At 33.3% G+C, this 1395-nt stretch carries 2 protein-coding genes and 1 pseudogene; all 3 read left to right on the forward strand.

Annotation, left to right across the window (positions count from 1 at the left end; translation table 11 throughout):
* Positions 1-117: 117 nt before the first annotated feature.
* Complete coding sequence (locus tag G574_RS0110590) at positions 118-363, forward strand: single-stranded DNA-binding protein (RefSeq protein WP_029692144.1); 246 nt, start codon at positions 118-120, stop codon at positions 361-363.
* Positions 364-465: 102 nt separating this feature from the next.
* Entirely contained in the window at positions 466-1335 is an 870-nt protein-coding gene (locus G574_RS0110595) for a nucleotidyltransferase domain-containing protein (RefSeq protein ID WP_000228166.1), read from the forward strand.
* A pseudogene (locus tag G574_RS11585) lies at positions 1316-1395 on the forward strand (class I SAM-dependent methyltransferase); the annotation flags it as partial. The gene G574_RS0110595 and the pseudogene G574_RS11585, both read left to right, overlap by 20 nt.

The raw sequence follows: 1395 nt of genomic DNA on the forward strand, positions 1-1395 counted from the left end.
CCCTGGTAAAAGGAATCAAAAACAAAGAGAAAAAGCCCTACAATGCCGTTGTAAAAATTGGGGAAAAGGGATATATTGATTTTATCTCTTTTTCATTATTAATAAGGAGTGGACAACATGATTGATGTAAATGAGCTATTGGAAGAAGCTATTAGAGAAACTGAAAATCTAAATGATGGCGAAGTTTTTCTTGTTAAAGATTTATTCAAGGGATATGTGGGGAATAGGATACCCAGAAAGGATCGACTTCTGCTTGGAACGTTATTTTTAAACCATGTTAGCAAAATGAATGGTAATTTAAAGGCTATTGAAAAGACTTTATCTAATCAGCAGAGGTATAAAAAGACAATTGATAAGTTTTAACTATCTTTTGTGAAATTAAAAAAATTATAAATATGTTGAGTAGAAGCAAAAGATTTGGCTTGGAATTTTTACAGCAGTGAATCGATAAAAGGAGCATGCTTGATGGTAGATAATATTATTAAATCAGTAGCAGAGAAATTATCCTCTCTGTCTTATATAGAAGGTATTGTTTTAGGTGGTTCACGTGCAAGGGGCACCCATACAGAGGATTCGGATATAGATATCGGCATCTATTACAATTCAGAATCATTTGACATAAATACTATTAATCAATTCGCTACAAAGCTGGATGATGAGCATAGAAATAACCTTGTTGTACCTCCCGGAGCATGGGGTGATTGGATTAATGGCGGCGGATGGTTAGTCATAAACGGGTATCATGTGGATTTAATTTTACGTGATATTAAACGTGTGGAACAAATAATGAAAGATACAGAGCACGGAATTGTTACTGCCAATTATCAGACTGGGCATCCCCATGGTTATATTAGTGCAATGTATCGAGGAGAATTAGCGATTAGCAAAATACTATATGCTAAGAATGAAAGCTTATGCGAATTAAAAAAACAGGCAGAAACTTATCCCAATGCTTTGCAGAAAAGTTTAGTTAACTTTTTTATGTTTGAAGCAGGGTTCTCTTTAATGTTTGTAAAAGCAAATTCGGGAACAGACGATAAATATTATATTGCGGGTCATGTTTTTCGTATAGTTTCATGTTTAAATCAAGTGTTATTTGCATGTAATAATGCTTATTGTATCAACGAAAAGAAAGCTATAAAACTGCTTGAAACTTTTGAACATAAACCTGAAAAATATACCGAGAAGGTAAATCATATTTTTGAAGTACTCGGTATCTCACTTTTTGAATGCTACGACATGACCGAGAAGCTTTATAATGAAGTGAATGAAATTGTATCGGAGATAAATAACTTTTTAAACGAGGAGAGTTCAGATGAAAGAAAACAAATATGATGATAATATATTTTTTCAAAAATACAGTCAAATGAGTCGCTCGCAGAAAGGACTGGCTGG

Origin of the sequence: Streptococcus hyovaginalis DSM 12219 (assembly GCF_000420785.1) — a bacterium.
In the GTDB taxonomy this organism is placed as follows: Bacteria; Bacillota; Bacilli; order Lactobacillales; family Streptococcaceae; genus Streptococcus; species Streptococcus hyovaginalis.